The sequence below is a fragment of the Arthrobacter sp. B3I4 genome (assembly GCF_030816855.1).
Lineage (GTDB): Bacteria > Actinomycetota > Actinomycetes > Actinomycetales > Micrococcaceae > Arthrobacter.
This window is the reverse complement of record NZ_JAUSYK010000001.1, coordinates 1581580-1602558: the sequence shown is the minus strand read 5'-3', so window position 1 is coordinate 1602558 and position 20979 is coordinate 1581580. Positions and strand designations below refer to the sequence as shown.

Sequence of the window (20979 nt, the reverse complement as noted above, 5' to 3'; positions counted from 1 at the left end):
CGGCAGCGGCACCGATTCGGGGGGGCTGCAGGACCGTTTAACGACGAAAGCCCGCCCCGCGAAAGCGGGACGGGCTTGCGTGCAAGCGTGGGCAGGTGCCCGGCTTGGCCAGGCGCTGTTTAGCGCTTGGAGTACTGCTGAGCCTTGCGTGCCTTCTTGAGACCAGCCTTCTTACGCTCGATAACGCGGGCGTCACGGGTAAGGTAACCGGCCTTCTTGAGGGTGGCGCGGTTGTTGTCGACGTCGATCTCGTTCAGCGAACGGGCGATACCGAGGCGCAGTGCGCCGGCCTGGCCGGAGGGGCCACCGCCGTGGATGCGGGCGATGACGTCGTAGGCACCTTCGAGATCGAGGATCTTGAAGGGCTCGTTGACGTCCTGCTGGTGCAGCTTGTTCGGGAAGTAGTTCGACAGCTCGCGGCCGTTGATGGTCCACTTGCCGGAGCCCGGTACGACGCGAACGCGTGCAACGGCTTCCTTGCGGCGGCCAACAGCTGCGCCGGCAACGGTCAGTGCCGGACGTTCCTTCTTCGGCGCTGCTGCGTCTGCAGCACCGCTTTCCGAGGTGTAGCTGGTCAGGGTTTCCTCAGCCTCGACGGCTTCGGTGGTCTCTTCGTTCTGAGCCACGGTTCTCCTTGTGTTAAGTAAGTTGTTTGGTGGCCAGGACTACTGGGCGACCTGGGTGATTTCGAAAGTCTTGGGCTGCTGGGCGGCGTGCGGGTGCTCGGCACCGCGGTAAACCTTCAGCTTGCCCAGCTGCTGGGCAGCGAGGGAGTTCTTCGGGAGCATGCCCTTGATGGCCTTCTCCACGGCGCGGACCGGGTTGGACTCCAGCAGCTCCGCGTAGTTGACGGAGGTCAGGCCGCCCGGGTAGCCGGAGTGGCGGTATGCGCGCTTCTGCTCCAGCTTGGCGCCGGTGAGGGCAACCTTTTCAGCGTTGATGATGATGACGAAGTCGCCCATGTCCATGTGGGACGCGAAGGTGGCCTTGTGCTTGCCGCGCAGCAGGATTGCGGTCTGGCTGGCGAGACGACCAAGGACAACGTCGGTGGCGTCAATGACATGCCACTGGCGGTTAATATCGCCGGGCTTCGGGGTGTACGTACGCACGGTGTTTGCCTCGTTCTTGTTCTGGCGTTCTTGTTTTAGGCGTCACACGGAGGTGCACCTACTATCTATGCGCTACCGGAACAGAGGTGAGGGCTCCATGTAACCAGTCATCCTGTGGTCTCGAATGTGCACGTTGAGTAGCTATCCTGCAACCGGATTCTCAAGCGGGCACGCATCATCGAGATAGGACACGCACAACGACTACCAAGAATAGCGGAAGCCCGGGCTATGGGTCAAAATGGGGTTTCCGGTGGCGTGCGACCTGCGTGCCGCGCAGTTCCGGCCCCGCAGTGTTCCTGGAGGTTCCGTGCCCGATCCCGCCCTCGCAGGGTCCGCGTCGCTGCTCTTCCTTGCCGGGACCGCTGCCCTGGGGCTGTGTTTGGCCCTGCTGGGCGACGTTCTTATCCGGCGGAGTCTGCCCCGACTGACGCCGCACCCCTCCCCCGCGCAGCGGATGACGACGTCGGCCGCTGCCGCGCTGCTGTGTGCACTGCTGGGCTGGCGCTTCGGACTGTCGCCGGCGCTCCCGGCATTTCTGGTTCTGGCAGTTGGCGGCGTGCACCTGGCGCGGATCGATATTTTTCACCACTTGTTGCCCAATCGGCTGGTAGTGCCGCTCTTGGGGGCCGGCATCATCTCGTTCGCGGCCGCTTCGGTGGCCCTGGGCGCGTGGGGACAATTCGGCCGCGGACTTGCCGGCGGCACCATCCTCTTCTCTTTCTACTTCATCCTGGCTCTCATCAGCCCCAACAGCATCGGGATGGGCGACGTTAAGCTGGCCGCGCCCGTCGGCCTGTATTTGGGCTACTTGGGCTGGTCCCAGCTCTTTTACGGCGGTGCCCTGGGTTTCGTGGCCGGCGGCGTCGCCTCCTTGGCTTTCCTGCTCAGGAAGCGCACCAACAAACCGCCGGAGGTGGCGTACGGGCCCTCCATGCTGGCTGCAGCCTTCGCCGTCATTCTGGTCACCGCGTAGCTCACGTCTCCTGCTTCTGCGCAGAGGCACTATCCGGCCCTGAGCTGCGGCCCCGGCCGAGACCGCCTTCTAAACCAAGTACACCTGCTGGGTGGAACAAGTAGAACACTTGTTTGTTTTATCGGAAGTCGAGTAGCCGCTTTCATTGCCGGGCTTCTAACCGGCATGCAACCGTTGTTTCAGCGGGGTTCCCCGGGGGTAGCAAAAGGGGCGTTGCCGGAATCCTGCCAACCGTTCGAATCTCTTAAAGGACATTCAAGATGGCAGGTCTCGTGGTCTCCCTGGTCTCCTTTGTCGCCCGCGCCAAGATGTGTCTGCAGTCCGACAGCGGAGCCAACGCCACCGCATACTCGCTGCTCGTGGCATTGGTTGCTTTAGGAATCATTGGCGGCGCGAACCTGTTTGCCGCACTTGGTGGCTAATTTCCCACTGCGCACGGAATATACCTTTGCCCGCCAGCGGGCTTTCTAGGACGTGAACGCAGGATAGGCGCAGGGAAGATACAGGAATAAGGCAGTTTGGGAAGCCTTGGCACAGGATGCTGAAAAGTCGGATCGACGGCGTGTCGGAGCTTGCTAAGTTCCTCTCAGTGCTGGTGCAGGGCCAGCCGCCCAACTCGCTCAGGAGTCCCCTAATGCGTTCCTTTTTCTCCAATATCGCAGCCCGTCTTCGCCGCGACCAGCGCGGCGCCACCGCCGTCGAATACGGCATCATGGTTTCCCTCATCGCCGTCGTGATCATCGTCGCCGTGACGCTGCTCGGCAACAACTTGGTCACCACCTTCAACGGGGTCGCTTGCAGTGTCAAGGGTGGCACCATGTCCACCGCGACCGCCACCGTCCCCAGCGCCTGCTCCAAGTAGTTTTCCCACCGTTCGTCACAGGCCCATGCGGGCCGCACTTACCGCCCAGGAGGCATCTGTGCGCTTTTCCCTTAGCACCCTCACTGCCCGCCTTCGCCGCGACGAGCGAGGCGCTACAGCAGTTGAATACGGCATCATGGTCTCCCTTATCGCCGTCGTGATCATCGTCGCCGTCACGCTCCTCGGCGGGAACTTGAAGTCCACCTTCGAAAGCGTCGCCTGCAGCGTTAAGGGCGGCGCCATGACGGCTACGGCGACTGCCGCCGACGGGACCACCAGCCCGGCTTGCAGTAAGTAACAACGCTCCAGATCCGGCAGACAGGGTTGGGGAAGGCTCCGGCCTTTTCCAACCCTGTCTCTGTCAAACGCGAGTAGCCAGCACCCAGGAAGGCGGTCCCCGTGTCTAAGACAAAAGAACGGGGTGCCGTCGCGGTGGAGTTCGCGTTGCTGGCACCGGTCTTGGTCATGATCCTGCTCGGCATAATGGAATTCGGGCGCGCGTATAACGTCCAGATTTCGCTTTCCAGCGCGGCCCGGGAAGGTGTCCGGGTGATGGCAATCAATAACAATGCGTCCGATGCCCGCACCGCAGTGAAGAACGCCGTGACTGGACTACAACCGCCCCTCGCCGATTCGAATATCACCGTCGCCCCCACCACATGCACCTCCGGCGCGCAGGTGACGGTCAAGATCACCTACACACTGGCGACGATGACAGGCATTGCCGGACCGTTCCCGATGGAAGGCAAAGGAGTCATGCTGTGCGGCGGCTGATTGAGTCCAAGGGTGAGGACCGCGAGCGCGGCGGGATAGCGATAATGGTCGCGATCCTCATGGTGGTGTTGCTCGGCTTCGCGGCCCTCGCCGTAGACGTCGGGATGCTGTACGCCGAGCGGACCCAACTGCGAAACGGTTCCGATGCGGCCGCCTTGGCCGTTGCGCAAAAGTGCGCCAAGGACATCAATGACGCCGACTGCTCGGCGACCTCCACGCTGGCGCGGAGCCTGGCCAACGGCAACGCTGGCGACGGGGCCAGCAACATCCAATCGTTGTTGCTGGACAAATCAAACCGCACCGTCACCGTCGCAGCAGCGGCGCAAGAGCCGGGCAAGGACCCTAACCGGGTCTCATTGTTCTTCGCTGGGGTGCTTGGGTACAGCTCCGCCGAAGTCTCGGCCTCCTCGAGCGTCACTTGGGGCAGCCCACGCAAAGGCCCAACGCCGTTTCCCGTTGCTTTCTCCATCTGCCAGGTCCAAGGTCACGTCGACGGCACCCTGCAACTACTGCAGAACCACGGCAGCAATGCCAACCCGGACTGCAACTACGGACCCTCCGGAGCCGCCGTGGAGGGCGGCTTCGGCTGGCTGGTCAGCGATCCGGGCGTCTGCGGCGGGCTGATCGACCTTGCTCTCGCCGAGGGCGGGAGCGACCCTGGTAACAGCTCCCCCGCCATTTGTGCCGCCACTCTGAACGGCTGGGCCGCCGACATCACGGCCGGCAAGGAGGTGGTCGTCCTACTTCCCGTTTTCAACCGCGTCACCGGTACCGGCAACGGCGCCACTTACGGGCTCACGACCTTTGCCGCTTTCAAGGTCAAAGGCTGGAAATTCAGCGGCAACAGCTCGCTCCCGGACACATTCCAGAACACCACCCCCGCTGTGCCAGCATCGGTTGCCTGCGACGGCAACTGTCGCGGCATCATCGGCAGCTTCATCAAGTACGTTTCCCTCGCCGACGGCTTCACCCTCGGTCCGGTGGACGCCAACGGCGCCACCATCGTCCGTCTCACTCAGTAATACGTTTCACCCCGCAGTCCCCGACCGGTTCAGGAGCAGTTTTTGAAGTCACGCTTATTGGCAGGAGTGGCCGCCGTCGTGCTGGCCATCGTTGGTGCCATTCTCGTCGTCAGTTACGCCAACGGCGCCGACAGCCGGGCAGTGCAGAACCTGGAACCGGTCAGCGTAATGGTGGTGCAGAAGGCCGTCCCCGCCGGCACCCCGGTCGCAACGCTGACGGCCTTCGTCAGCAGCCAGGAGCTACCCGGTAAGGCTGTTTCGAAGACTGCGTTACAGAACCTCGACGGGCAGGCCGGCAAAGTCACGGCCGTCGAGCTCTTGCCGGGCGAGCAGCTCGTTGCAGAGCGCCTCATCCAGCCAGAAGAGCTCAAGGCGAGTGGGTCGGTGGAGGTCCCCAAGGGGCTGCAGGAAGTTTCCTTCCAATTGGAACCCCAGCGCGTCGTCGGGGGCCGCATCGCTCCCGGTGACCACGTCGGCATCTTTATCAATCTCAAAGGCGGCGGACTGGAGGCGAAACCGGATAAGGAGACGACGCAGCTTACGGTCCACAAGGTCCTCGTGACCTCTGTTCAGCGGGCGCCGGTGGCGACGCCCAGTCCGGCGCCGTCAGCCAGTGGGTCTGCTGCCCCGGCTGAGGACACTTCGCTCCCGACGGGTTCCCTGCTTCTCACAGTTGCCGTCAACGACGTGGATGCCACAAAGATCGTCTATGCAGCCGAGTTCGCGACCATGTGGTTGAGCAAGGAACCACTCGACGCCACAGACAGTGGCCGTCCTGGCATTATGACTAAGCCGGAGGTCTACAAGTGAGCCGCTTTGTCCTCATCACGCCTAACGCTGACTTCGATGCCCGGGTGCGCCAGGCCGTCGCCGGCGGCCTACCGGGCGGTGTTCAGACCTTTGCCTTCGTCAACCCTGCCGACCCCAGCGAGCTTTTCGCTAACCTCGACCAGGAGCGGCCGGAGGTGCTGATTCTGGGACCGGGCGTACCGGTCGAGGACGCCCTCCTGCTGGCCACGGTCTTCGACGTGCAACTGCCCGAACTCAGCGTCATCCTGGTCGGGGAACCTGACCCGGACTTCGTCTTGCTCGCCATGCGCGCCGGCATCCGTGACATCCTCAGCCCCGCGTCAGACCCCGCCCAGATCCGGGTGCTGCTGGAGCGGGCCTGCCAGTCGTTCGCCAGCCGCAACCGCACGTCGGCGGTGAAAAGCCCGGACGCTCCCAAGGGTCTGGTGATCGGCGTGTTCTCGCCCAAGGGCGGCGTGGGCAAGACCACCATCGCCACCAACATCGCCATCGGACTTGGGCGGGTCGCCCCGATGGGCGTCGTCATCGTGGACCTGGACCTGCAGTTCGGCGACGTAGCGTCCGGTCTGTATCTGAACCCCGAGCACACCGTGACCGACGCCGTCTCGGCCGCGGCCAGCCAGGACTCGCTGGTCCTCAAGGCTTTCCTGACGGTCCACCCCAGCAGCATCTATGCCCTTTGCGCGCCCCGGACTCCGGTGGAAGCTGATGACATCACGCCGCAACAAGTCAGCCGGCTTCTCGAACAACTTGCCGAGCAGTTCCAGTACGTGGTCGTCGATACTGCCCCCGGCTTGCCTGAGGTCGGGCTGGCCGCGATGGAGCAGTGCACCGACGTCGTGTGGGTCAGCGCGATGGACGTCCCCAGCATCCGCGGGCTCCGCTCCGGGCTGGAAATCCTGCGCAGGCTGGACCTCCTGCCCGACTCCCGTCATGTGGTCCTGAACATGGCGGACTCCAAATCCGGTCTTAGCGTCCAGGACGTCGAGGCCACCATTGGCGCGCCCGTGGACGTCAGCATTCCACGTTCCAAGGCCGTTGCCTACTCCACGAACCGGGGGATCCCGGTGCTCCAGGACGGACGCCGGGATCCTGCCGTGAAGGGACTCCGGCAGCTGGTGACCCGCTTTGATCCGGCCTGGCGGGCCACGGCGCAGAAGAAGCTGCACCGACGGGTGGTGGTCTGAGATGAAGCTCTCCGAGCGCCTCTCCGCGGCGGAAGCCGGCCCGGCCGCACGCAGCGGGCCATCACCATCGCCGACGTCGGTGCCCCCGCAGCCGCCTGCCCCGGCCACGTCCCCCCGTCCGGAGGCCGTACGCCCCGAGGCTGCGCGCCGTGAGCCATCGCGCCTGGCTGCGGCTACTGCACCGACTTTCGCCGACGCACCGGACACCGCCCGTGCCAAAGGGCAGCAGCCGGTGGACGCCCTGGCAGGGCTCAAGGAGCGGGCAGCCACCGTCCTGTTCGAACGCATGGGTGCGCGTTTCAGTGATTCAGCCCTCAAAGAGGGCGAGTTGCGCGCCACGGCGCGCGATGAGCTGATCCGCATCATCGACGCCGAACAGGTTCCCCTCTCGGCCGAGGAGCGCAGCCGCCTGGTCCGCGATGTCGCGGACGATGTGCTTGGCTATGGCCCGCTCCAGCGCCTGCTGGATGACCCTGCGGTTACCGAGATCATGGTTAACCGGATGGACCAGATCTATGTTGAGCGGAAAGGCCAGCTGACCCTGACCGATTCTCGTTTCAGCTCCGAGGACCACCTGCGCAAGGTCATCGAGCGGATCGTCTCAAAGGTCGGCCGCCGGATCGACGAATCATCACCGCTAGTGGATGCGAGGCTCGAGGACGGTTCCCGCGTCAATGCCGTCATTCCCCCGCTCGCGGTCGGTGGCTCTTCGCTGACCATCCGAAAGTTCAGCAAAGTGCCGCTCACGGTCCGCGACCTGATCGGTTTCGGAACGCTTACCCCGGAGATGGCGGAGCTGCTCAACGCCTGTGTCCGGGCCAAACTGAACATCATCGTCTCCGGCGGCACCGGCACCGGCAAAACCACCCTGCTCAACGTCCTTTCCTCCTTCCTCCCGCACGATGAGCGCATCGTCACCATCGAGGACGCGGTCGAACTCCAGATCCAGCAGGAACACGTGGTCCGTCTGGAAAGCCGGCCGCCGAACACCGAGGGCAAGGGCGAGGTCACCATCCGCGACCTGCTGCGCAACTCGCTGCGTATGCGGCCGGACCGGATCGTGGTGGGCGAGGTCCGCGGCGGCGAGTCCCTGGACATGCTGCAGGCCATGAACACCGGCCACGACGGTTCCCTCTCCACGGTCCACTCAAACTCGCCGCGCGACGCCGTCGCCCGGTTGGAGACGCTGGTCCTGATGGCCGGCATGGACCTGCCGCTGCGCGCAATCCGCGAACAAATCGCCTCCGCCGTCAACCTGATCGTGCAGATCTCCCGTCTGCGGGACGGCACCCGCCGCATCACCCATGTCACGGAGGTGCAGGGCATGGAGGGCGACATTGTCACCCTCCAGGACGCCTTTGTCTTCGACTATTCCGCCGGGGTGGACGCCCACGGCCGATTCCTTGGCAAACCGGTGGCCACCGGCATCCGGCCCCGCTTCATTGACCGGTTCGAGGACATGGGCATCTTCGTCTCCCCCGCCGTGTTCGCGGCACCGCTGGCCCCCACCAGCAGGACGTGAGCCGGCCATGACCCTTCCGATCGGCGTCGCCCTCCTTGTTACTGCCGTGCTGCTGCTGACCCTGGCGGTGCTTTCGCCGGGGGCAGTCCGCGTTCCGCTGGACCGGCGGCGCCCGATGGACGCCTCCGCGGAGTCCTCCCTGACCCGCTTCGCGGGCTCCGCGGCGGGTGCTGCCGAGGGGTTCTTCGCCCAGCGGAAAGTCCGGCTGTTTAATCGCGACGTCCTGGAACAGGCGGGGCTGCGGATGGGACAGGGCGACTTCTACATACTGGTGCTGGCCGGCGCCTTAGTCGGCGCACTTGCGGGCCTCGTCGTGGGCGGTCCCCTGCTGGCCTTGCTGCTGGTCCTGCTGGCGCCCGTGGCCGGCCATCTGGTCCTCAGCTTCCTGACCGGTAAACGCCGGGCCAAGTTCGATGACCAACTCGGCGACACGCTGCAGCTGCTCTCTGGCGGCCTCCGGGCCGGGCACAGCATCCTGCGGGCCATCGACGCTGCCGGCAACGAATCGCAAAGTCCCACAGCGGAGGAAATGCGCCGCGTCATCACCGAAACCAGTCTTGGCCGTGACCTGCTGGCCTCACTGAACGACACTGCAGAGCGGATGCACAACGAGGACTTCGTCTGGATCGCCCAGGCCATCCAGATCAACCGTGAAGTCGGCGGCAACCTGGCCGAGGTGCTGGACCAGGTGAACGAGACCATCCGCGAGCGCAGCGAGATCAAGGGTCACATCAAATCGCTGGCAGCCGAAGGTAAGTTCTCCGCCTACATCCTGATGGCGATGCCGGTCGGCATCGTGCTCATGCTGATGCTGGTCAACCCCGGCTACATGAATGTCATGTTCACCAACCCGCTGGGCTGGGGCATGATCGCGGCTTCCCTAATCCTGATGACTATCGGTGGACTTTGGATGCGCAAGATCATTGACCTGAAGTTTTGAGGCCCGGATGAATCCCTTGATCATTTCCGCTCTCCTGCTGATCTGCCTTCCGCTGGCTTACCTCGCTTGGTCGCTGCTTTCCGTGGACCGCAAGTCCCAGCGTGCTGTCCGGGAAATCCTCTCGGTGGGCACCGGTCCGGCGGAAACCGCCGGGCCAAAGCAGACGGGCTTGCTGGAACAGATCGGCCACCGGCTGACGCCGCCAGGCTATGTCCGCAAACTCGACGGGCTGCTCGCTCTAGCCGGCCGGCCCGCATCGCTGCCCCTTGGCCGGGTGCTGGCCGCCAAACCGCTGCTGGGCGTTACGGGAGCCCTGCTGGGCCTGTGGTTCGCCAGCACCCCGGCGCCGGTCCTGAAGCTCGTCGGCCTGTTTGTGATGCTGCTGGGGTATTTCATTCCGGACCTCCTGCTCTACAGCAAAGGCCAGGAGCGCCAAAAACTCATGCAGCTGGAGCTAGCCAACACGCTCGACCAGATGCTGATCTCCGTCGAAGCCGGCCTGGGCTTTGAAGGAGCCATGGCCCGGGCCGGCGAGAACGGCAAGGGTCCCCTCGCCGAAGAACTGGTACGCACCCTGCAGGACATGCAGGTGGGACGCAGCCGGCGCGAGTCCTACCAGGCCCTGGCGGAGCGGACTAGCATCCCCGAACTGCGCAGCTTCGTCCAGGCAGTCGTTCAGGCCGACACCTACGGCATTGCGATCAGCCGGGTGCTCCGCATCCAGGCCAAAGTCATGCGGGTCAAACGTCGCCAGCGGGCAGAGGAAAAGGCGATGAAACTGCCGGTCACCATCCTTTTCCCGCTGCTGTTTTTCATCTTCCCCGTGCTCTTCATCGCCATCCTGGGGCCGGCCGTCATCAATGCCATCGCCACGTTCAGTGGCCACTAGCGGACCGCGCAAAGGATAGCCGCAGGGTTTCCGCAGAATCCCCCGCCACCTCTGGCTCCGGTCCGGACAGCGAGTACCGTAGTCACATGTCTCTTTTAGCTGCCAGCCCCGACGACTCAGTAGCGGGCCCCCTGCTCGGCGCCGACGTCTCCGCCAGCGGAGCAGGACTGACGGCTCCATCCCCCGGCCCGGCGCCCCTGGTGGACCCCAGTGCCCTCCAGGATCTGGGCGAGCAGGTGAACAGCGCCGCCGTGGCGAAAGGCTTTGCCCGGGATTACGCAGAGATGTGGGACCAGCGCTATGAGTCTTTGTCGGCGGCCCTGGACCGCCATGACGAGGCCGCCGCGCTCGACGCCGTGCTGAGCCTCAAGACGTCCTCCTCCATGGTGGGCGGCGTTCGCCTGGCCGAGCTCGCCGCCGAGCTCGAAGAGCTGATCCGCGCCGGCAGGTTGGGTGAAGCTGTTCCCCGGCTCGGCGAGGTGGCCGCCCGTGGCAGCGAAACGGTGGACGAGCTGCAGTTCAGCTACGTCCTCTGGGACCGCTAGGAGCGAGCCGGCGCGAGCCGGTAGCCCACTCCCCGCACCGTCTGCAGCCAGCGCGGCTGCACCGGGTCTTCCTGCAGCTTCCGCCTCAGGTTGCCGATGTGCACCTCCACGGCGCGTTCGTCCGATTCACTGATGTAGGCGTCGGCACGGTAGTACTCGCCGCGCACGACGCGCACCAGGTCAGTCTTCGACTTCACCGAGCCGGCGCCCCGAAGAAGGGCGTGCAGGAGGTCGAACTCACTGCGGGTCAGGGCGAGCGGTTCGTCGTCGACCGTCACCGAGCGAGTGTCCGGGTTCAGGGCCAGCCCGTTGTGGCGCAGGACGTTGTCCGGCGCAGGGGCGGGTTGCGCTTGCGGGGCTGCCTGGCTTGCTGCTGGACCACCGCTGCGCGGCCGGCGCATCATCGCGGCAACCCTGGCCCGCAACTCACGCGGCCGGAAGGGCTTAGTCAGAAAATCGTCGGCACCGGTGTGGAGGGCTGTCAGCGTGTCGAGCTCGTCGGTCCGGGCGGTAAGCATCACAATGTACGCATCGCTGAACTGTCGGATCCGCCGCAGCACCTCGTAGCCGTCGATATCGGGGAGCCCCACGTCGAGGGTGACGACATTGGCGTCTTCACGCCGGACGATGTCGACACCTTCCCTGCCCTCGGCTGCCGAATGCACCTCAAAGCCTGCCTGCCGCAGGACGGCTTCGACAAGGTTGCGCACATCCGCATCGTCCTCAACAACGACGGCCACCCCAAGGTCAGTCATGACACCCCTCATGTTTTCTGCAGTTCCGCAACAGGCCGCCGAATAAGTACGACCTTTCCTGTCACAATACCCACCTCGAGGACCCTGACGGTGTCCTGCGGAGTAACTCTGGCAACAAATATATGTTTTGAGTCAAGTTTGTATGACAGCAATGTAAACTCAACGAGCGTGGAAGGGGCGTTTATCTTTGGGTGAATGGCGGCTGGTTCGTGGCGTGCGGGTGGACCGCCACGGTGGCCCCCTGCACCCACGCCTCCTCGTCCTGGCTTCGCAGCTTCCCCTGACGCTGCTCCTGACAGCCGGCCTGGCCGCCGCTCCGGCCGCTTGGGAACTTCACCTTTCCAGCGGCTGGGGCCAAACGGCGGTGGCCCTGCACGCCGCGATCTTCCTCGGATGCCTCCTGGTGCCATGGCAGCGGTTCAGCCCGCTGGCTGCCTTGATTGTTCCGGTCCTGGACCTGGCAGCCATCGGCATGAGCCGAGCGGCCGCCGCGGACGAACTGCCCGGCCTCGGCGTACTCTCGGTCCTGCCCGTTGTTTGGGTCGCTGCATCGCGGCTCTCTCCGGGGGCCAGCGCCTGCCTCAGCTTCTTCGGGCCGCTGCTGGCCGGCTTTCCCTGGTTCTTCGGCGCCGCGGCCAGCGGCACCTCTGGCCGTTTTGCGACCATCCTCCTCCTGGCGCTGACCACGCTGTCCGTTGCGTTGGCGATTGAGTTCGTCAAGGCGCAGTTGCTGCGGCAGCAGCGCAAAGTCGAGTCCAAGGAAGCGCAACTGCAGTCCCACCTCGGCGAAAGCCGCGAGCGGGAACGGCTGCTGAATGCCATCCTCGATGCCGTCGATGTCGGCATCATCGCTGTCGGAGCGGACGGCCGGCGGCTACTCACCAACAGCTGGCAGGCCCGGCTTGAGTCGTCCGCAGCGCCCCCGGGAGCGTCCCGCCCCGCCGAGCCGGAGTGGGAGGACCAACTGGTGTTGACGGGCCGGGACCAGGCAACGCCACTCCCGCCTAACCGGCGTCCGTTGCGCCGTGCCCTGGCCGGGGAGTCCTTCGCTGATCATCTCGTCTGTTTCGGGGCGGCGCCGGCGGGACGGGCCGTGTCGACGGGCGCCCGGCCGCTCAGAAACGACGACGGCAGCTTCGGCGGCGCGGTCGTCGTTTACAACGAGGTGACGGGACTGGTAAACGCCCTCGCGGCCAAGGAAGACGTCGTCGCGACGGTTTCACATGAGTTCCGGACCCCGCTTACGTCGATTATTGGCAACCTTGACCTGGTGTTGGGCGAGGAACTGACGCCGCCGGTGCTGCGCCGCATTGAAGTGGCGCAGCGTAACGCCGAACGCCTGCTGGCCCTGGTCTCGGACCTGCTGATGAGCGCCAGTTCTGCGGTCCACGTCCACCCGCGGAAGACCGACCTCGCAGGGCTGGTGGAAGCGAGCTTGGGCTCCGCCCAGGCCCACGCCCAGGCTGCACAGGTTTCCCTGGCGATGGACGTACCGTCGCCGCTGTGGGCCAATGTGGACCCGCTGCGGATCCGGCAGGCCCTCGACAACCTCGTCTCCAACGCCATCAAATACTCACCGGACGGTGGAGCTGTGACGGTTTCGGCGCGGACAGAGGACGACCGGGTCCTGCTTTGCGTGGAAGACAGCGGCATCGGCATGACCGCCGCCGACGCCGAGAAGGTCTTCACTCGCTTCTTCCGCAGCCCAGCCGTCCGCGACGGTGCGATTCCCGGCGCCGGACTCGGCCTGTCCATCACCAAGGCGATCGTCGAAGGACACGGCGGATCAATTACCTGCCGCACCCAGCCGGGGTGCGGAAGCACCTTTACCTTGGACCTCCCCGCGGACGAGCCACCTCCGGCATTCTGACCGGCCCTCAGCCGGCGGGACGCCCCATAGCGGTGCCTGGCGCTGCCCGCCGCACCGCACGCTCCATTGTCCGCCGCCCTGTGGGCCCGCCGCGCTGCGTGGCCCGCGGTGCGCCGCTTCAGGCGCGCCGGGCTCGGGTCAGCTCGGCCCGGGCCAAGAGCCCGTCCTTGGATGGATAAGCCACCTCTTCCAGGACCAGCGGATGCGGAGCGGCCAAGACCGAGCGCGCGTCCCGTTGGCGGGCAATCAGCCGCTCGTACAGCCAGCCGGGCTGCTCCGCTCCGGCTCCCACATAAAGCGCCGAACCGACGAGTGAACGGACCATATTGTGGCAGAAAGCATCCGCCTGGACCGTGGCTACGATGATTCCGTCAGCGCCGCGAGCGAATTCGAAGCGCTGCAGTTCCCGGATGGTTGTGGCGCCCTCGCGAGGCTTGCAGTACGACCGGAAGTCCTGCAGCCCCAACAGCAGGGAAGCGCCCTCGTTCAGCAGGGCAGTGTCCAGCGGTTCCTTGTGCCAGAGCGTCGAGTTGCGGCCCAGCGGATCCCACCGGGCAGGGCCGTCAGCGATCCGGTAGCTGTAGCGCCGCCAGAGGGCGGAGAAGCGGGCGTCGAAACCTTCCGGCGCCAGCGAGACACGGTGTACCACCACCGCTCCACTGAGCTCGCCCAGCCCCCGGTTGAGCGCACCGCGGAGCCGTCTCAGCAGCGCCGCGGCAGGGTCCAGTTCGGCCCCACGGTTAAGGCCCTTCCACTCTGTTCCGCTCAGATCAAAATGCACCACCTGACCCCGTGCGTGCACGCCAGCGTCCGTGCGTCCGGCTACGGTCACCCGTACGGGACGGCGGATCAGCAGGGCCAGGGCCTCCTCCAGGACCCCCTGGACGGTGCGGCGCCCAGGCTGCAGGGCCCAGCCGTTGAACGGGCCGCCGTCGTACGACAAATCGAGCCGGACACGCAAAAACCCGCCGTCCCCGCTAACGGGGGCGACGGGTCCTTGCTGGTTCATAGACTTAAGTCTATAAGAAAGTCCTAGCGGACTACTTCGCGTCCTTCTCGGACTCAGCGGCAGCTTCTTCGGCGGCCGGGGCCTCTTCGGTTGCTGCTGCTTCGGTCTCGACAGCTTCGGTCTCGACGACGTCGGCCTCGGGGGCCTCTTCGGCAGCCGCAACTTCGGTTTCGGCAACCGGAGCAGCCTCAACCTTGGAAGCGCCCTGCTTGTCGGCGTCGCGCTTGGCGGCGGTGGTGGCCTCGGCTACCACGGCCTGCTTGGCGGAAACCGGCTCGAGAACCAGTTCGATGACAGCCATGGGAGCGTTGTCGCCCTTACGGTTGCCGATCTTGGTGATGCGGGTGTAGCCGCCGTCGCGGTTCTCCATCGCCTGGGCGATATCGGTGAACAGCTCGTGGACGACGCCCTTGTTGCTGATCAGGCCGAGGACGCGACGGCGGGAAGCCAGGTCGCCGCGCTTGGCGAAGGTGACGAGGCGCTCGGCGTACGGCTTGAGCCGCTTGGCCTTGGTCACCGTGGTGGTGATCCGCTTGTGCTCGAACAGTGCAGCGGACAGGTTCGCGAGCATGAGACGCTCGTGAGCCGGGCCGCCTCCGAGGCGCGGACCCTTAGTGGGGGTAGGCATAACTATTTCTCCTCATATGGAAGCCGGCGGGCTGTGCACGCTGGGGTGCGTCCAGCCCGCTGGCCAAGATCTGTTTTAGAGCTCGTCGTCGCTGAACGCGGCGTCGTCCTCTTCGATGGCTGCGGCGCGGGCTGCAAGGTCGAAACCGGGAGGGGAGTCCTTCAGGGACAGACCCAGTTCAACGAGCTTTGCCTTGACCTCATCGATGGACTTCGCACCGAAGTTGCGGATGTCCATCAGGTCAGCCTCGGAGCGGGCAACGAGTTCACCCACGGAGTGGATGCCCTCACGCTTGAGGCAGTTGTAGGAACGGACGGTGAGGTCCAGATCCTCGATCGGCAGGGCCATGTCTGCTGCCAGGGCAGCGTCCGTCGGCGACGGGCCAATCTCGATACCTTCAGCTGCGGTGTTCAGCTCGCGGGCAAGGCCGAACAGTTCCACCAAGGTGGTACCGGCCGAAGCGACTGCGTCGCGAGGGGCGATGGCCTGCTTGGTCTCGACGTCGACAATCAGCTTGTCGAAGTCGGTGCGCTGCTCAACACGGGTAGCTTCCACGCGGAAAGTAACCTTCAGGACCGGCGAGTAGATCGAGTCGACCGGGATGCGGCCAATCTCGGAATCGCCGGACTTGTTCTGAGCTGCCGAAACATAACCGCGGCCGCGCTCGATGGTCAGTTCGAGCTCGAACTTGCCCTTCGAGTTCAGCGTTGCGATGTGCAGATCCGGGTTGTGGAATTCGACGCCGGCCGGCGGAGCGATATCCGCGGCGGTGACGACTCCCGGGCCCTGCTTGCGCAGGTAAGCAACAACCGGCTCGTCGTGCTCGGAGGAAACCGACAAGTTCTTGATGTTCAGGATGATCTCAGTGACATCTTCCTTGACACCCGGAACCGTGGTGAACTCGTGCAGCACGCCATCGATCCGGATGCTCGTGACAGAGGCACCGGGGATGGAGGAGAGCAGGGTACGGCGGAGGGAGTTTCCGAGGGTGTATCCGAAGCCCGGTTCCAGCGGTTCAATAATGAAACGTGAACGGTTATCGGAGACGACCTCTTCGGAGAGGGTGGGGCGCTGTGCAATGAGCACTTAGGTTTCCTTTCGGCGAGCATCCGCTATATGACGCAACACAGGTGGTGGAAAGATCGGTCTACGAACTTAACGCGGCTGGGCTTGCCCGGACCGGTGACGGTCCGGGCAAGCTCCGGCTAAGACGTTAGACGCGGCGGCGCTTCGGCGGGCGGCAGCCGTTGTGCGCGCTGGGGGTTACGTCCTGGATGGACCCAACCTCGAGGCCAGCGGCCTGCAGCGAGCGGATGGCGGTCTCGCGTCCGGAGCCCGGACCCTTGACGAATACGTCAACCTTGCGCATGCCGTGCTCCTGTGCACGCTTCGCGGCGGCTTCGGCAGCCATCTGCGCGGCGAACGGAGTGGACTTGCGGGAGCCCTTGAAGCCAACCTCACCGGACGAAGCCCAGGAGATGACAGCACCGTTCGGGTCCGTGATGGAAACGATGGTGTTGTTAAAGGTGCTCTTGATGTGCGCCTGGCCCAGCGCGATATTCTTCTTGTCCTTCTTACGCGGCTTGCGAACCGCGCCACGAGTCTTCGGGGGCATTATTTCTCCTACAGAAAGTTATTGGGGGGAAGCCTACGCTTGGCCCACACTTGCCGGGTTCCTTGAAATCGCGCCAGCGATTTTAGGAGCAAGTGGGGACTAGCGGGTCTTCTTCTTGCCTGCGACGGTGCGCTTCGGGCCCTTGCGGGTACGTGCGTTCGTCTTCGTACGCTGACCGCGTACGGGCAGGCCCTTGCGGTGGCGAATACCTTCGTAGCTGCCGATTTCGACCTTGCGGCGGATATCAGCTGCTACTTCGCGGCGAAGGTCACCCTCAACCTTGTAGTTGCCTTCAATGTAGTCACGCAGCTGAACCAGTTCAGCGTCCGTCAGGTCCTTGACCCGGACGTCCGAGCTGATGCCGGTGGCAGCCAGGGTTTCGTGTGCACGGGTCTTGCCCACGCCGTAGATGTAAGTAAGCGCAATTTCCAGCCGCTTTTCGCGGGGAATGTCTACGCCAGCGAGACGAGCCATAGTGGCAGTGCTCCTTGAATAAACCGGAGGTCGTAGGCAGTACACCCGTACAATCCGTACGGCCCCAGCCTCCGACCGGGGGTTAGCTGTCCGGACTCGTTATTGCTCAGTGTCCCAGATCAGCTTGTGCTGCCTTTATTTACTTGCGTGGGTTAGCAACCCAGGGTTTCCGGTGAGGGAAATTAGCCCTGGCGCTGCTTGTGGCGCGGGTTCTCGCAGATCACCATGACCCGGCCATTACGGCGGATCACTTTGCACTTTTCGCAGATCTGCTTGACGCTCGGCTTGACCTTCATGGCGTTCCTTTGCGTGTGGCAGTTGGTCAGCTGGACCGGCCCTGGGCTGCTGCCCTGACCGGCCAGTGTTTACTTGTAGCGGTAGACGATACGACCACGTGTCAGGTCGTAAGGGCTCAGCTCCACCACTACTCGGTCCTCAGGGAGAATCCTGATGTAGTGCTGGCGCATCTTTCCAGAGATGTGTGCCAGAACGATGTGCTTGTTGGTGAGCTCAACGCGAAACATCGCGTTAGGCAGCGCCTCAGTCACAACGCCCTCGATCTCAATGACCCCGTCCTTCTTGGCCATACCCTCCGCTAACTGTTGTTGCCACAGCCCCTCCGGTTGCACCGGCGATCACTGCGGACGTTTTTTGATTGCTTGGTCGAAGCCGCTCGGCCACAAAAGGGCACAACAGGGCAGACAACCAACAGTCAACACTACGGCATAGCGGGCCGAAAGTTAAATCCAGCCATGCTAGCGCACTCCGTCGCCGTATGCACGAAACCGACCCGCCGGTGTCTCCACGCCGGCTGCGGCCGCTACGCCGTCGAGGATTGCCAAGCGGACGACGTCGGCCGCCGCGCTCTGTAAGGAGATCAGGCTCAGCTGCCGCGCGGCTTCGGTGCTGCGGTCCAGGGCGACGGCGCCCGTGGCGAGAGCGAACACCGTGTCGCCGTCGGCCAGGGTGTGGCTGGGGTTGAGGGCCCGAGCAAGGCCGGCGTGGGCTGCCGTGGCCGTTCTCTTGCACTCTGCCTTGTCCAGTGCCGCATTCGTGGCCACGACAACCAGCGTCGTGTTCAGGGGCTGCACCATCGAAGCGTCCGGCGACGCATCCGAAACCCTCCGCGTGCTCGCTCCTTCGTCGCTTAGACGCACGTTTCCGGGTTCCGGATGTGCCGCCTGTTCCGGGGCGTCGCTGTCTCCGGCCGCCGACGTCGTCGGGTCAAAAGGTAACCCCAGCGCGTTTACCACCGCCAAAGCGCCGACCACAACGCCGTTGTCCAGGGTGATCGAGGCTGTGCCGATGCCGCCCTTGAACTGGCCCCGGCCGATGAGGGCTCCGGTGCCGGCGCCGGTGTTGCCTCGTTCGACGTTGTGGCCGTCCTGTCGGGAGGCGGCATCGGCGGTTGCTACGTAGCCCATAGCCGGGTCGGGCCGGGCATTGAAGTTGCCGCCGCGGCCCAGGTCGAAGATGGCGGCCGCCGGCACGATCGGCACGACGCCGCCGGGGACGGCGAATCCCCTGCCGTGCTCCTCGCACCAGCGCTGGGCTCCGTGGGCGGCCGCCAGCCCGAAGGCACTTCCGCCGGTGAGGACCACCGCGTCGACGGTGGCCGTTAGCGTGGTGGGGTCCAGCGCGTCAGTCTCGTGGGTCCCGGGCCCGCCGCCGCGGACATCGACGGATCCGACCGTGCCCGGCGGCGGCAGCACCACCGTCACCCCGCTCAACCAGCCCTCCCCGGCCAGAGATGCATGGCCAACACGGATTCCGGGCACGTCAGTGATGGCTGTCATGGCTCAATTGTGCGCCGCCTCCCGGAAAACTGGGCACCGCATCTGCCTGCCCGCAAGCGAACGTTGTGGAATACTGCAACCAACGACAGGTAAACGGGCAAGGAAGCCTGGCATAACAGGGCTCTGACAAGGCTTTGTGCGGGATTCCGCCCATCATCTGTGTGGTGAAGTGTTGTTGATGTCCCGCCCGACTGTCTGCCACTGGCAGGCCTGGATCTGTTAGAGACCCCCATGACAAGACAATTGACCGACAGTCCTCCGGCCACCGCCGGGACCGTCACGCAGAGCCCGCGGCGGCGACGCTGGTCTCGTCGGACACGCAGGGACTTCCTGGTGTTCCTCGCGCTCGCCCTGCCCAACCTGGCGTTGATAGCGGTGTTCACGTACCTGCCGCTGATCAACAACATCTACTACTCGACGCTGGACTGGACGCTCGGCTCAGCCTCCGCAACCGTCGTCGGCCTGGACAATTACGTCACCTTCTTCACCAGTCCCGACGCCTCCAAGGTGTTGGGGACCACAGCGATTTTCACCGTCGTAACTGTCGGCGGCTCCATGGTCCTCGGCCTGCTGGTCGCCCTCGCCCTGAACTCGAAGGTCCGCGGCACGACTTTCGCCCGGTCCGCGGTCTTTGCCCCGTATGTGCTCAGCGGGGTCGGTGTCGGTCTGGTCTGGTTGTTCATCTTCGACCCGGGCTACGGGGTGCTCTCCTGGCTGCTCCGCGGGATCGGGCAGCAGAGCCCGCAGTGGATCAATGACCCGCAACTGTCCCTGGTGATGGTGATCATCGTCTACGTGTGGAAGAACCTGGGCTACTGCGCGGTGGTCTATCTCGCCGGCTTGCAATCACTCCCGCAGGACGTCATGGAAGCGGCCTCACTGGACGGCGCCAACGGTTTCCGCCGTTTCATCAGCATGTCGATTCCCCTGCTCTCGCCCACCACGTTCTTCCTGCTGATCACCACCATGCTCAGCTCGCTGCAGGCATTCGACCTTATCCGGATCATGACCCCCCTGGGCAGCGGTACCAGCACGTTGATCTACGAGGCGTACCTGCAGGCCTTCGGCGCCTTCAACCGCGCCGGGTACTCGGCGTCCATCTCCGTGGTTCTCTTCGTGATCCTGCTGGTTATTACCGTGCTGCAGGTGCGGTTCGTCGAACGGAAGGTGCACTACTCGTGAGCACGCTCTCCCCCGTGAGCCCCGATCCGGCAGCCGGTGCCGCTTCCGGACCGGACGCTCCCCCGCAGCGGAACCGGCCACTGTCCCGCGCCAATCTGGTCCAGACGATTGCCGGCGGCTACGTCCCGCTCATCGTGGCGACCCTCGTGGTGGTCCTGCCCCTGCTCTGGATGGTGCTGAGCTCCTTCAAACAGCCCGGCGAAATCGTCACGATGGACCTCAAGATCCTGCCCCAGAGCGTGACCCTGGAGAACTACCAGATCGCGATGACGACCGTGCCGTTCGCAAGGTTCTTCGTGAACAGCCTGATCGTCACCACCGTGGGTGCCACTGTGAAGGTGATCCTGGCCATCCTGACGGCCTATGCCCTGGTGTTTGTCCGCTTCCCCTTCAAGAACGTCATTTTCATCGTCATCCTGGTCGCGCTCATGGTGCCGCCGCAGGTTTCCATCCTGCCCAACTACATTCTGATCGCCGGTGTGGGTGGGAAGAACACGCTGTGGGGCATCATCCTGCCGGGGCTGGGAACCGCCTTCGGCACGTTCCTGCTGCGTCAGCACTTCATGACGCTGCCCGGCTCCATCCTGGAGGCGGCCGAGATCGACGGTGCCGGCCACTGGCGCCGGCTGTGGCAGGTGGTGGTCCCCGTCTCCGGGCCCTCAATCGCCACGGTCGCCCTGGTCACAGTGGTGAGCGAATGGAATGACTACATCTGGCCGCTCATCATTACCGACCGCCCCGAAACTATGACCCTCCCGGTGGGCTTAACCCTGCTGCAGAACTCGGAAGGCAACGGCTCCGGCTGGGGCATTCTGATGGCGGGCGCCGTCCTGGTGATCGTTCCGATTCTCCTCGTTTTCGCGGCCCTGCAGCGCTATATCGTGGCCGGTCTCACCCAGGGCAGCACCACCGGGTAGGCCTGCTTCCTGGACCGCCAAGCCGCCCAGCCGTTCCACCGAGTCAGTACCCCGACACAGCACACTAAGTCATCGCATTGAGTTCGCACTCTCGAGAGGA

26 protein-coding genes are annotated in these 20979 nt (G+C 64.6%); 15 read left to right on the top strand and 11 right to left on the bottom strand.

Annotation, left to right across the window (positions count from 1 at the left end; genetic code table 11):
* Nucleotides 1-119 precede the first annotated feature (119 nt).
* Together rpsI and rplM are read right to left on the bottom strand one after the other, a co-directional pair.
* On the bottom strand, nucleotides 120-626 hold the full coding sequence (gene rpsI / locus QFZ61_RS07615) for a 30S ribosomal protein S9 (protein ID WP_307034787.1): 507 nt from the start codon (nucleotides 624-626) through the stop codon (nucleotides 120-122).
* Nucleotides 627-665: 39 nt separating this feature from the next.
* Nucleotides 666-1109, bottom strand: a complete 444-nt coding sequence (rplM, locus tag QFZ61_RS07610) for a 50S ribosomal protein L13 (RefSeq protein WP_015937805.1) — start codon at nucleotides 1107-1109, stop codon at nucleotides 666-668.
* Between the two features lie 307 nt (nucleotides 1110-1416).
* On the opposite strand from rplM, the gene QFZ61_RS07605 reads away from it, so the two are divergent.
* The 12 genes from QFZ61_RS07605 to QFZ61_RS07550 all read left to right on the top strand — a co-directional run bounded on the left by QFZ61_RS07605 (nucleotide 1417) and on the right by QFZ61_RS07550 (nucleotide 10633).
* The gene (locus QFZ61_RS07605) at nucleotides 1417-2082 is read left to right on the top strand and encodes an A24 family peptidase (RefSeq protein ID WP_307034786.1); all 666 of its coding nucleotides are present in this window, start codon (nucleotides 1417-1419) and stop codon (nucleotides 2080-2082) included.
* 260 nt (nucleotides 2083-2342) lie between these two features.
* Nucleotides 2343-2504 (top strand): hypothetical protein, encoded by a 162-nt coding sequence (locus QFZ61_RS07600; RefSeq protein WP_307034784.1) that lies wholly within the window; start codon nucleotides 2343-2345, stop codon nucleotides 2502-2504.
* A gap of 212 nt (nucleotides 2505-2716) precedes the next feature.
* Complete coding sequence (locus tag QFZ61_RS07595) at nucleotides 2717-2944, top strand: Flp family type IVb pilin (RefSeq protein WP_307034782.1); 228 nt, start codon at nucleotides 2717-2719, stop codon at nucleotides 2942-2944.
* Nucleotides 2945-3002: 58 nt separating this feature from the next.
* Complete coding sequence (locus QFZ61_RS07590) at nucleotides 3003-3242, top strand: Flp family type IVb pilin (protein WP_307034780.1); 240 nt, start codon at nucleotides 3003-3005, stop codon at nucleotides 3240-3242.
* 101 nt (nucleotides 3243-3343) lie between these two features.
* The gene (locus QFZ61_RS07585) at nucleotides 3344-3718 is read left to right on the top strand and encodes a TadE/TadG family type IV pilus assembly protein (RefSeq protein ID WP_307034778.1); all 375 of its coding nucleotides are present in this window, start codon (nucleotides 3344-3346) and stop codon (nucleotides 3716-3718) included.
* Nucleotides 3706-4740 carry a pilus assembly protein TadG-related protein gene (locus QFZ61_RS07580; protein WP_307034776.1) on the top strand — a complete coding sequence of 345 codons (1035 nt, stop codon included), beginning with the start codon at nucleotides 3706-3708 and terminating at the stop codon, nucleotides 4738-4740. Before QFZ61_RS07585 ends, QFZ61_RS07580 begins: the two co-directional genes overlap by 13 nt.
* A gap of 42 nt (nucleotides 4741-4782) precedes the next feature.
* Complete coding sequence (locus QFZ61_RS07575) at nucleotides 4783-5550, top strand: Flp pilus assembly protein CpaB (protein ID WP_307034774.1); 768 nt, start codon at nucleotides 4783-4785, stop codon at nucleotides 5548-5550.
* Nucleotides 5547-6737 (top strand): AAA family ATPase, encoded by a 1191-nt coding sequence (locus tag QFZ61_RS07570; RefSeq protein ID WP_307034772.1) that lies wholly within the window; start codon nucleotides 5547-5549, stop codon nucleotides 6735-6737. The genes QFZ61_RS07575 and QFZ61_RS07570 overlap by 4 nt, the downstream gene beginning before the upstream one ends.
* 1 nt (nucleotide 6738) lies before the next feature.
* Nucleotides 6739-8259: a CpaF family protein gene (locus tag QFZ61_RS07565; RefSeq protein WP_307034770.1), complete on the top strand. Its 1521-nt coding sequence runs from the start codon at nucleotides 6739-6741 to the stop codon at nucleotides 8257-8259.
* A 7-nt stretch (nucleotides 8260-8266) separates the two neighbouring features.
* Nucleotides 8267-9199: a type II secretion system F family protein gene (locus QFZ61_RS07560; protein ID WP_307034768.1), complete on the top strand. Its 933-nt coding sequence runs from the start codon at nucleotides 8267-8269 to the stop codon at nucleotides 9197-9199.
* A gap of 7 nt (nucleotides 9200-9206) precedes the next feature.
* Nucleotides 9207-10088, top strand: a complete 882-nt coding sequence (locus QFZ61_RS07555) for a type II secretion system F family protein (RefSeq protein WP_307034766.1) — start codon at nucleotides 9207-9209, stop codon at nucleotides 10086-10088.
* 86 nt (nucleotides 10089-10174) lie between these two features.
* Nucleotides 10175-10633 carry an Hpt domain-containing protein gene (locus tag QFZ61_RS07550; RefSeq protein ID WP_307034764.1) on the top strand — a complete coding sequence of 153 codons (459 nt, stop codon included), beginning with the start codon at nucleotides 10175-10177 and terminating at the stop codon, nucleotides 10631-10633.
* Here QFZ61_RS07550 and QFZ61_RS07545 read toward each other — a convergent pair.
* A complete protein-coding gene (locus tag QFZ61_RS07545) occupies nucleotides 10630-11388 on the bottom strand; it encodes a response regulator transcription factor (RefSeq protein ID WP_307034762.1) in 759 nt (252 codons plus the stop codon). The two genes, QFZ61_RS07550 and QFZ61_RS07545, sit on opposite strands and share 4 nt — an antisense overlap.
* Nucleotides 11389-11575: 187 nt before the next feature.
* On the opposite strand from QFZ61_RS07545, the gene QFZ61_RS07540 reads away from it, so the two are divergent.
* Nucleotides 11576-13258, top strand: a complete 1683-nt coding sequence (locus QFZ61_RS07540) for a cell wall metabolism sensor histidine kinase WalK (RefSeq protein WP_307034760.1) — start codon at nucleotides 11576-11578, stop codon at nucleotides 13256-13258.
* A 118-nt stretch (nucleotides 13259-13376) separates the two neighbouring features.
* On the opposite strand, the gene QFZ61_RS07535 is transcribed toward QFZ61_RS07540, so the two are convergent.
* The 8 genes from QFZ61_RS07535 to QFZ61_RS07500 form a co-directional block, all read right to left on the bottom strand.
* The gene (locus QFZ61_RS07535) at nucleotides 13377-14267 is read right to left on the bottom strand and encodes a tRNA pseudouridine(38-40) synthase TruA (RefSeq protein ID WP_307034758.1); all 891 of its coding nucleotides are present in this window, start codon (nucleotides 14265-14267) and stop codon (nucleotides 13377-13379) included.
* 31 nt (nucleotides 14268-14298) lie between these two features.
* Nucleotides 14299-14895 carry a 50S ribosomal protein L17 gene (gene rplQ / locus QFZ61_RS07530; protein WP_307034756.1) on the bottom strand — a complete coding sequence of 199 codons (597 nt, stop codon included), beginning with the start codon at nucleotides 14893-14895 and terminating at the stop codon, nucleotides 14299-14301.
* Nucleotides 14896-14970: 75 nt separating this feature from the next.
* On the bottom strand, nucleotides 14971-15981 hold the full coding sequence (locus QFZ61_RS07525; RefSeq protein ID WP_307034754.1) for a DNA-directed RNA polymerase subunit alpha: 1011 nt from the start codon (nucleotides 15979-15981) through the stop codon (nucleotides 14971-14973).
* Between the two features lie 127 nt (nucleotides 15982-16108).
* Complete coding sequence (rpsK, locus tag QFZ61_RS07520) at nucleotides 16109-16510, bottom strand: 30S ribosomal protein S11 (protein ID WP_018773682.1); 402 nt, start codon at nucleotides 16508-16510, stop codon at nucleotides 16109-16111.
* A gap of 99 nt (nucleotides 16511-16609) precedes the next feature.
* A complete protein-coding gene (gene rpsM, locus QFZ61_RS07515; protein WP_307034752.1) occupies nucleotides 16610-16984 on the bottom strand; it encodes a 30S ribosomal protein S13 in 375 nt (124 codons plus the stop codon).
* Nucleotides 16985-17166: 182 nt separating this feature from the next.
* Nucleotides 17167-17280 (bottom strand): 50S ribosomal protein L36, encoded by a 114-nt coding sequence (gene rpmJ, locus QFZ61_RS07510; RefSeq protein WP_009358722.1) that lies wholly within the window; start codon nucleotides 17278-17280, stop codon nucleotides 17167-17169.
* Nucleotides 17281-17349: 69 nt separating this feature from the next.
* Nucleotides 17350-17571 carry a translation initiation factor IF-1 gene (infA, locus tag QFZ61_RS07505; protein ID WP_009358723.1) on the bottom strand — a complete coding sequence of 74 codons (222 nt, stop codon included), beginning with the start codon at nucleotides 17569-17571 and terminating at the stop codon, nucleotides 17350-17352.
* A 168-nt stretch (nucleotides 17572-17739) separates the two neighbouring features.
* Nucleotides 17740-18780, bottom strand: coding sequence for a P1 family peptidase (locus QFZ61_RS07500; RefSeq protein WP_307034750.1), 1041 nt, complete (start codon nucleotides 18778-18780; stop codon nucleotides 17740-17742).
* A gap of 231 nt (nucleotides 18781-19011) precedes the next feature.
* Between QFZ61_RS07500 and QFZ61_RS07495 the strand changes: the two genes are divergently transcribed.
* Both QFZ61_RS07495 and QFZ61_RS07490 read left to right on the top strand, forming a co-directional pair.
* Nucleotides 19012-19962, top strand: a complete 951-nt coding sequence (locus QFZ61_RS07495; protein WP_307034748.1) for a carbohydrate ABC transporter permease — start codon at nucleotides 19012-19014, stop codon at nucleotides 19960-19962.
* The gene (locus QFZ61_RS07490) at nucleotides 19959-20879 is read left to right on the top strand and encodes a carbohydrate ABC transporter permease (RefSeq protein ID WP_373427137.1); all 921 of its coding nucleotides are present in this window, start codon (nucleotides 19959-19961) and stop codon (nucleotides 20877-20879) included. The genes QFZ61_RS07495 and QFZ61_RS07490 overlap by 4 nt, the downstream gene beginning before the upstream one ends.
* Nucleotides 20880-20979: the final 100 nt, after the last annotated feature.

Coding starts and splice junctions, on each gene's coding strand:
- QFZ61_RS07500 (WP_307034750.1), bottom strand. CDS start 18,780: ATGACAGCCATCACTGACGTGCCCGGAATCCGTGTTGGCCATGCATCT.
- QFZ61_RS07545 (WP_307034762.1), bottom strand. CDS start 11,388: ATGACTGACCTTGGGGTGGCCGTCGTTGTTGAGGACGATGCGGATGTG.
- QFZ61_RS07595 (WP_307034782.1), top strand. CDS start 2,717: ATGCGTTCCTTTTTCTCCAATATCGCAGCCCGTCTTCGCCGCGACCAG.
- rpmJ (WP_009358722.1), bottom strand. CDS start 17,280: ATGAAGGTCAAGCCGAGCGTCAAGCAGATCTGCGAAAAGTGCAAAGTG.
- QFZ61_RS07565 (WP_307034770.1), top strand. CDS start 6,739: ATGAAGCTCTCCGAGCGCCTCTCCGCGGCGGAAGCCGGCCCGGCCGCA.
- rpsM (WP_307034752.1), bottom strand. CDS start 16,984: ATGGCTCGTCTCGCTGGCGTAGACATTCCCCGCGAAAAGCGGCTGGAA.
- QFZ61_RS07555 (WP_307034766.1), top strand. CDS start 9,207: ATGAATCCCTTGATCATTTCCGCTCTCCTGCTGATCTGCCTTCCGCTG.
- rpsK (WP_018773682.1), bottom strand. CDS start 16,510: ATGCCCCCGAAGACTCGTGGCGCGGTTCGCAAGCCGCGTAAGAAGGAC.
- QFZ61_RS07600 (WP_307034784.1), top strand. CDS start 2,343: ATGGCAGGTCTCGTGGTCTCCCTGGTCTCCTTTGTCGCCCGCGCCAAG.
- QFZ61_RS07560 (WP_307034768.1), top strand. CDS start 8,267: ATGACCCTTCCGATCGGCGTCGCCCTCCTTGTTACTGCCGTGCTGCTG.
- QFZ61_RS07495 (WP_307034748.1), top strand. CDS start 19,012: ATGACAAGACAATTGACCGACAGTCCTCCGGCCACCGCCGGGACCGTC.
- QFZ61_RS07535 (WP_307034758.1), bottom strand. CDS start 14,267: ATGAACCAGCAAGGACCCGTCGCCCCCGTTAGCGGGGACGGCGGGTTT.
- infA (WP_009358723.1), bottom strand. CDS start 17,571: ATGGCCAAGAAGGACGGGGTCATTGAGATCGAGGGCGTTGTGACTGAG.
- QFZ61_RS07550 (WP_307034764.1), top strand. CDS start 10,175: ATGTCTCTTTTAGCTGCCAGCCCCGACGACTCAGTAGCGGGCCCCCTG.
- rplQ (WP_307034756.1), bottom strand. CDS start 14,895: ATGCCTACCCCCACTAAGGGTCCGCGCCTCGGAGGCGGCCCGGCTCAC.